This is a genomic window from Shewanella sp. 4t3-1-2LB, from assembly GCF_017368415.1.
GTDB classification, from domain to species: domain Bacteria; phylum Pseudomonadota; class Gammaproteobacteria; order Enterobacterales; family Shewanellaceae; genus Shewanella; species Shewanella fodinae.
The window spans coordinates 32,945-40,994 of the sequence record NZ_JAFNJD010000043.1 but is presented as its reverse complement, the minus strand read 5'-3'; the positions used below and the strand labels follow the sequence as shown (position 1 = coordinate 40,994).

The following is an 8,050-nucleotide window of genomic DNA, read 5'->3' as shown; positions in this document are numbered from 1 at the left end:
TATTTAAAGTCATTTAAAAAATAATCGCACGCTAAGTAGGGTTTACTCCTACTACTAAACGCTGCCGCTATTAGGGCAGCGTGCCACAACTCATAACAACAAGCGTGTGAGAGTGAAGTATGAACAGACGACAGTTTTTCAAACTGTGTGCCGCAGGAGCAGCCACATCAGCCATTTCCGCCTTGGGTCTGATGTCTGACAAAGCGTTTGCCGCAGTCCGAGAATTTAAACTCATCAGGGCCAAAGAAACTCGCAATAACTGTTGTTATTGTTCAGTTGGCTGCGGTTTGCTGATGTATAGCCACAGCAGCAATGGCAAAAATGCCGAACAACACATTTTCCATATTGAAGGTGACGCTGATAACCCAATCAACCGCGGCGCCTTATGTCCTAAAGGCGCAGGGTTGGTGGATTACGTTAATAGCCCCCATCGACTGCAATATCCTGAAGTGCGTAAACCAGGCAGCAATGAATGGCAACGTATCAGTTGGGATGAAGCATTTAAACGGATCGCTCGTCTGGTAAAAGATGAACGTGATGCGAACCTCGTTGAGAAGAACGCCAAAGGCCAAACCGTTAACCGTTTGACCAGTTTAGGCATGATGACCTCGTCAGCTCAGGCTAACGAAGGTTGTTTCATGACCCATAAATTCGGCCGTGCTATCGGCATGCTGGGCTTAGATAACATCGCCCGCGTATGTCACGCGCCAACCCCTGCCGCAATGGCGCCGACTTTTGGCCGTGGTGCAATGACCAACCACTGGGCCGACATGAAAAATACCGACCTCGCCATTGTGATGGGCGGTAATGCTGCAGAAGCCCACCCGGTAGGTTTTGGTTGGGTCACTGAAGCGATGGAACACAACAACGCTCGCTTGATTGTGGTTGACCCACGTTTCAACCGTAGTGCGGCTGTGGCTGATACCTACGCACCACTGCGTTCAGGTACTGACATCACTTTCCTGCTGGGGATGATTCGTTATCTGTTAGAAAACAAACAGATCAACGTTGAATACGTAAAAGCCTATACCAACGCCCCATTTATCGTACGCGGAGATTTTGACTTCAACGAAGGTTTGTTCAGTGGTTTTGATGAAACCACTAACACTTACGACCAATCTTCTTGGTTCTATGAGTTGGATGACGAAGGCTACGCTAAAGTTGACCCAACTATGAGCCACCCTCGTTGCGTATTGAACTTGTTGAAAAAACACGTTGATCGCTACGACCCTGATACTGTTTCCAGCATCACAGGTACCCCTAAAGAGACGTACTTAGACATATGTAAACAGATTGGTGCGACTCACGTAGATAACAAAGCCGCAACGTTCTTGTATGCACTGGGTTGGACGCAACACAGTGTCGGGGCTCAAAACATCCGCACCATGGCCATGATCCAGTTGTTGCTGGGCAATATGGGCGTGATGGGCGGTGGAGTTAACGCACTGCGTGGTCACTCCAACGTACAAGGTGCGACTGACTTAGCACTATTATGTCAGGGACTGCCCGGCTACCTGAAGCTGCCACAAGATCAAGATATCAACCTTGAAGCCTACTTAAAGCACTACACGCCTAAGCAACTGCGTCCTAACTCAACTAACTACTGGCATAACTACCCAGCATTTACTGTGTCACTGCTGAAATCTTTCTACGGTGACTATGCAACCGCTGAAAATGACTTCGGGTACGACTGGTTACCAAAATGGGACCAACAGTACGATATCAATAAACAGATCGACATGATGGTTCATGGTGAAGTTAACGGTTACTTCATCCAAGGGATTAACACCCTGAACTCACAGCCAGATAAACAGAAAGTATCTAAAGGTTTATCAAAGCTGAAATTCTTGGTGATTCTGGACGCACTGGCTAACGAAACTTCAACCTTCTGGCGTAACGCTGGGCAGTTCAACGACGTTGATACTGCTAATATCCAGACTGAAGTATTCCGTCTACCAACCACTTGTTTTGCTGAAGAAAGCGGTTCAATCGCGAACTCAGGTCGCTGGTTACAGTGGCACTGGAAAGGGGCGAACCCACCGGGTGAAGCCTTGTCCGATCCTGCGATTCTCTCTGGCATCATGCTGGAGCTGAAACGCTTATATCGTGAAGAAGGCGGCCGTCTACCAGAACCTATCGAAGCTATTAAATGGGACTATGCCATCGCGCATGAACCAAGCTCGGAAGAACTGGCGAAAGAGATGAACGGTTATGACCTCACCACCGGCAAACTGCTGAACGGTTTCTCTGAATTGAAAGCCGATGGTTCAACTTCTTGTGGTATCTGGATCTATAGCGGTCAGTGGACTGAAAAAGGCAACATGATGGCGCGCCGTGACAACAGTGATCCATCGGGTAAAGGCATTACGCCTAACTGGTCGTTCGCATGGCCTGCTAACCGCCGTATTCTATACAACCGTGCCTCATGTGACGTGCATGGTAAGCCACGTGACCCAAGCCGCGTGCTGCTGGAGTACAAAGAGGGCAAATGGCAAGGTATCGACGTACCTGACTTTAACGCCAAGTTGAATGCCGAAGACTCAGCCCATCCATTCATTATGCAAGCTGACGGTGTGGGTCACCTGTTCGCCTTGCGTGATTTGAAAGATGGTCCGTTCCCTGAACACTATGAGCCGTTTGAGTCACCGTTGCCTAGCAACCCGCTGCATCCCAAAGTGACCAATAACCCGGTTGCGCGCATATTCGAAGGCATGCGTGAAACTTTTGGTACGAATGAAGAGTTCCCATATGTAGGGACGACCTATTCAATGACCGAACATTTCAACAACTGGACCACTCATTGTCGTTTGGCCGCGATTACTCAGCCACAACACTTCATCGAGATCGATGAAACCCTGGCGGCAGAGAAAGGCATTGCCAACGGTGATTGGGTGAAAGTGACCTCGAAACGTTCACACATCATCACCAAAGCGTATGTGACTAAACGTCTGCAACCCATGATGGTACAAGGTAAACCAGTGCACACCATTGGTATTCCGCGCCATGGTAGCTACGAAGCGCTGACTCAGAAGAGTTATATCGTCAATGAGCTGACCTCCGCAGTGGGTGACGCTAACACGCAAACGCCTGAGTACAAGGCATTCCTTGTGAATATTGCTAAAGCGGAGGGCTTCTAATTATGGCTACTCAAGATATTATTCGTCGCTCTGGCACCACCGACATTACCCCCGCGTCACAAGCCCGTATCGGTGCGGTGAAGCAGGTAACTAAGTTGTTCGATGCCACTAAATGTACCGGCTGCAAAGCCTGTCAGGTAGCGTGTTCTGAATGGAATGACCTGCGTGATGAAGTAGGTACTTTTCAAGGCAGCTATCAGAACCCAATGACCCTGTCGCCAGAAAGCTGGAACATCATGCAGTACCACGAAGTGATGGATGATAACAAACTGCGCTGGCAGTTCACCCACACTGCATGTATGCACTGCGCTGACCCAGCGTGTTTGAAAGCCTGTTCAACGGCTGGTGCCATTGTGCAACATGCGAACGGTACAGTGGATTTTGACTCAGACAAGTGTATTGGTTGCGGCTATTGCGCTAGCGCCTGTCCGTTCAACGTGCCCAAAATCAGCAAGAAGGACAATAAAGCCTATAAATGTACTTTATGTTCTGACCGCTTAGCCGTGGGCCTAGAACCTGCTTGTGTGAAAACTTGTACGGTAGGTGCGTTGCGTTATGGTACCCGTGAAGACATGCTGTTTTACGCCGAAAAGCGAGTACAACAGCTGAAAGAGCGTGGCTATCACAACGCGGGGCTGTATAACCCAGAAGGCGTTGGCGGCACCCATTACATGATGATCCTACATGACATCAATAAAGCTGAAACCTACGGCATGCCTAAGGATCCGCAAATCCCTGCGGCCACTGAGATCCGTCAGGATTGGCTGAAACCGCTGGGAACTGCAGGATTGCTGGCAACCGCTGCATTTGCACTGATGCATCGGGTGACTGTTGGTCGCAACATTGTGGAAGAAGATCAACCAGGTTATGTGCCAGAAGATAACCATGAGGAGGCAGACAAATGAAACCGCAACAGATGATTGTGCGTCACAAGCTTTTTGACCGCCTGTGCCACTGGACGATTGTAGTTGTAGGACTGGTGACATTTCTCACCGGGTTTTCCTTCTTCTTCCCATCTTTCCAATGGTTGAGTGGTATTGTTGGTACGCCGCAATTGGCGAAAGTGATGCATCCGTTTTTTGGTATCGCGATGTGTTTGCTGCTGGCGTTAATGCTGATCCGCTATTACCACCACAACAAATGGAACAAGTATGACTTACCCTGGATGAAAGCAGTGGTTTGGGTACTGTTGCAAAAAGAAGACAACATTCCGCCGGTTGGTCACTATAACCCAGGTCAGAAAATGCTGTTCCGTGCCTTCGTGATCTTTGTTCTGGCGTTTGTGATCACTGGTGTCATGATGTGGCAGCCTTACTTTGCACCACTGTTCTCACCAGAAACCGTGAATTGGGCAACGCTGATCCACTCTGCATGCGGCATCCTAATGTTAATTGCACTGGTGGTACATGTATGGATGGCCACTTGGATTGAAGGTTCCATTACAGGCATGCTTTATGGGAAAGTTTCCAGAGCTTGGGCGAAAAAGCACCATCCAATGATGCTAGAAGAGGAAGACCACAAGTAATCCATCAGTCGCTGGCATAGTGTGAAACCGTGCTGACGCGCTGCCAAAGCACCATTAACCACCGTTAATGGTGCTTTTTTTGTATCGGCTATCCCCCCCAAAAAAGGCAATCGTCATTATTGATCAACGTGTTAGTAATCCATCATAAGACTGACAACAAAATATTAGATTTTTTTCATGCAATCACCATATAATTGGCTTATGCTAAAAACATGTCGTAGTCACTGGAAAACGACAGCAAATCTTATTGGTGGACTTACCATGAATGAACTATCAGACCCCTTAGTGAACATTGCCACGGCTTCCAAGCTCAGATTTTTTCCTATCTCTTTCTTCGCGATGATCATGGGACTTAGTGGCTTCAGTATTGCCTGGAGAAGTGCTGGTACAACGCTGCTCCCTTATCTTTCCTGGGTTTTGGGCTGTATCGCCAGTGTATTAATGCTGTTAATCACTTTGATATACTTACTGAAAGCAATACGTTATCCAATTGATGTAAAACAAGAATTTCATCATCCTGTTAGATTGAATTTTTCCCCGGCTTTTTCTATCAGCCTGATGCTGCTGTCTGTGGTTTGGCACGATGTTCCTGACGTCTGCCAATGGTTGTGGCTCTGTGGCGTGACTTGCCATATTTCACTGACGCTGTACGTCATGGGGAGTTGGATCCATCACACCCATTACACTTTGGCTCATGCCAACCCCAGTTGGTTCATTCCGGTGGTGGGTAATATTATTGCTCCAATAACCGGGACCGGACTCGGATATTATGAGCTAAGCTGGTTTCTCTTCAGCGTTGGCATATTGTTCTGGTTAGTGCTGCTGACCATTGTGCTCTATCGGCTGTTTTTTCATGAACCGCTGCCATTGCGTCTGACACCCATGCTGTTCATTCTGCTAGCACCACCCTCAGTAGGTTTTATCGCCTATACCGGTCTGAGCGGCGGACTCGATAACTTCGGCCGAGTCCTCTATTACGTGGCGTTGTTTCTGGGAATTTTACTGGCCTCAAACATCATGCGTTTTGTCAAAGTCCCGTTTTTCCTCTCCTCTTGGGCTTACTCCTTCCCACTGGCGGCCCTGACTATCGCCACCGCTAAAATGGGTCAGCTATTACCCGGCAGTATTTTCTACCCGTTGTCTCAAGTCTTGCTGATGTTGTTGAGCGTCATCATTATCTGGTTAGTGGTTAAAACGGTACGCGCCATTATTGCGGGTCAAATCTGCCAGCCTGAGTAGATCTCCTGTGATGAAGAAGTTGAATATTGGCAATAAAAAAAATCCCCCAATAATGGGGGATTTTTTAGTTGGATATCTATCGATTATCCGCAGAGATCAACCCTGACGATAAGCGCGTTTACGATCCATTTCAGTCAGGTACTTCTTACGCAAACGAATGCTCTTCGGTGTGACTTCCACCAGCTCATCGTCATCGATGAATTCCAGCGCTTGTTCCAGCGTCATCACAATTGGAGGTGTCAACGTCTGTGCTTCGTCAGTACCGGAAGCTCGAATGTTGGTCAGCTGTTTTCCTTTCAGACAGTTCACTGTCAGATCGTTGGAACGGCTGTGGATACCCACGATCTGGCCTTCATAGATTTCAGCCGCATGACCAATAAACAGCCGGCCACGTTCCTGGAGATAGAACAGTGAATATGTCAGTGCTTTACCGGTGGCGTTGGAGATCAATACGCCGTTAGCACGCTGGCCGATATCACCTTCTTTATAAGGACCGTAATGATCAAAAGAGTGATACAGCAGACCGGTACCAGAAGTCGACGTCATAAAGTCGGTCTGGAAACCAATCAAGCCACGACTCGGGATCATAAAATCAATGCGCACACGGCCTTTGCCATCTGGTTGCATGTCTTTCATATCCGCTTTACGGATACCGAGTTTTTCAATAACAGTGCCTTGATGCTGTTCTTCAACATCCACGGTCAGTTGTTCATAGGGTTCGCATTTAACTCCATCGATCTCTTTGAGGATCACTTCTGGACGAGAAACCGCTAACTCGTAACCTTCACGACGCATATTTTCGATCAGGATAGACAGATGCAACTCACCACGACCGGACACTTTGAAGCGATCGGGGCTATCAGTTTCTTCAACGCGCAACGCTACGTTGTGCACCAGTTCAGTTTGCAGACGTTCAAGAATATTACGAGAAGTCACAAACTTACCTTCTTTGCCGGCAAACGGTGAAGTGTTTACTTGGAAGGTCATGGTCATTGTGGGTTCGTCAACACTCAGAGGTGGTAACGCTTCCACATTATTAGTGGCACAAACGGTGTCAGAAATTTTCAGTTCACCCAAACCAGTTATCGCGACGATGTCACCAGCATCAGCTTCAGTAACTTCATTACGCTCCAGTCCGAGATAGCCCAAGACCTGGCCGACTTTGCCATTACGAGTTTTGCCATCGGCGCCAACCACAGTCACCTGCTGGTTGGTTTTGACACTGCCGCGTTTGATACGACCAACGCCAATCACCCCAACGTAGGAGCTATAGTCCAGCTGTGAAATCTGCATCTGGAACGGACCTTCATCGTCAGCATCTGGTGGCGAGACTTTGTCGATAATGGTCTGGAACAGCGGTGTCATATCATCGCTATGAGTGGCAGGATCTAGTGACGCGTACCCATTCAGTGCCGAGGTATAAACAATTGGGAAATCCAGTTGCTCATCGGTCGCACCTAAGTTCACAAACAGGTCAAACACCTGATCAATCACCCAATCAGGACGAGCCCCTGGACGGTCAATCTTGTTAATGACGACAATGGGCTTCAGTCCCTGAGCAAAGGCTTTCTTGGTAACAAAACGAGTCTGTGGCATCGGGCCATCAACTGCATCTACCAGCAGCAATACCGAGTCAACCATGGACAATACGCGTTCCACTTCACCACCGAAGTCAGCGTGCCCGGGGGTATCTACGATATTGATGCGATAGTCCTGCCAGCGAATGGCAGTGTTTTTCGCCAAAATGGTAATACCACGCTCTTTTTCAAGATCGTTAGAGTCCATGACTCGCTCAACCGCTTCACCACGGGAGGCAAGTGTGCCGGACTGCGACAACAACTTATCCACGAGGGTAGTTTTGCCATGGTCAACATGCGCGATAATCGCGATGTTTCTTAATTTATTGAGTTCACTCGACATTTTACTTGTGACGCCTTTGTTTGCATCGGGGACTGCATGCCAGCGGGCAGAAATTTTCGCCGCCGGATACGTTAATTCTTGCGGAAAGGCGGCGATTATACACTGAGCTATGTGTCATTGATATTAATTTATACAATTTGCTTATCGCATCTGTGTCCCGAGAACGTCAGAAAAGTTCGTGCGTTTTTTTCTGGGCAGATATATCACCAAGTTGGGGCAAGTCGATAGT

5 protein-coding genes are annotated in these 8,050 nt (G+C 48.1%); 4 read left to right on the top strand and 1 reads right to left on the bottom strand.

Going from position 1 to position 8,050, the window contains the following annotated elements; genetic code table 11:
* Window positions 1-119: 119 nt before the first annotated feature.
* The 4 genes from fdnG to J3L11_RS14920 all read left to right on the top strand — a co-directional run bounded on the left by fdnG (window position 120) and on the right by J3L11_RS14920 (window position 5,901).
* The gene (gene fdnG, locus J3L11_RS14935) at window positions 120-3,137 is read left to right on the top strand and encodes a formate dehydrogenase-N subunit alpha (RefSeq protein WP_133039996.1); all 3,018 of its coding nucleotides are present in this window, start codon (window positions 120-122) and stop codon (window positions 3,135-3,137) included.
* A gap of 2 nt (window positions 3,138-3,139) precedes the next feature.
* Complete coding sequence (fdxH, locus tag J3L11_RS14930) at window positions 3,140-4,042, top strand: formate dehydrogenase subunit beta (RefSeq protein ID WP_133039997.1); 903 nt, start codon at window positions 3,140-3,142, stop codon at window positions 4,040-4,042.
* Window positions 4,039-4,662, top strand: coding sequence for a formate dehydrogenase subunit gamma (locus tag J3L11_RS14925; protein WP_133039998.1), 624 nt, complete (start codon window positions 4,039-4,041; stop codon window positions 4,660-4,662). Before fdxH ends, J3L11_RS14925 begins: the two co-directional genes overlap by 4 nt.
* Window positions 4,663-4,923: 261 nt before the next feature.
* Window positions 4,924-5,901, top strand: coding sequence for an SLAC1 anion channel family protein (locus J3L11_RS14920; protein ID WP_207571534.1), 978 nt, complete (start codon window positions 4,924-4,926; stop codon window positions 5,899-5,901).
* 96 nt (window positions 5,902-5,997) lie between these two features.
* On the opposite strand, the gene typA is transcribed toward J3L11_RS14920, so the two are convergent.
* A complete protein-coding gene (gene typA / locus J3L11_RS14915; protein ID WP_133040000.1) occupies window positions 5,998-7,821 on the bottom strand; it encodes a translational GTPase TypA in 1,824 nt (607 codons plus the stop codon).
* Between the last annotated feature and the right edge of the window lie 229 nt (window positions 7,822-8,050).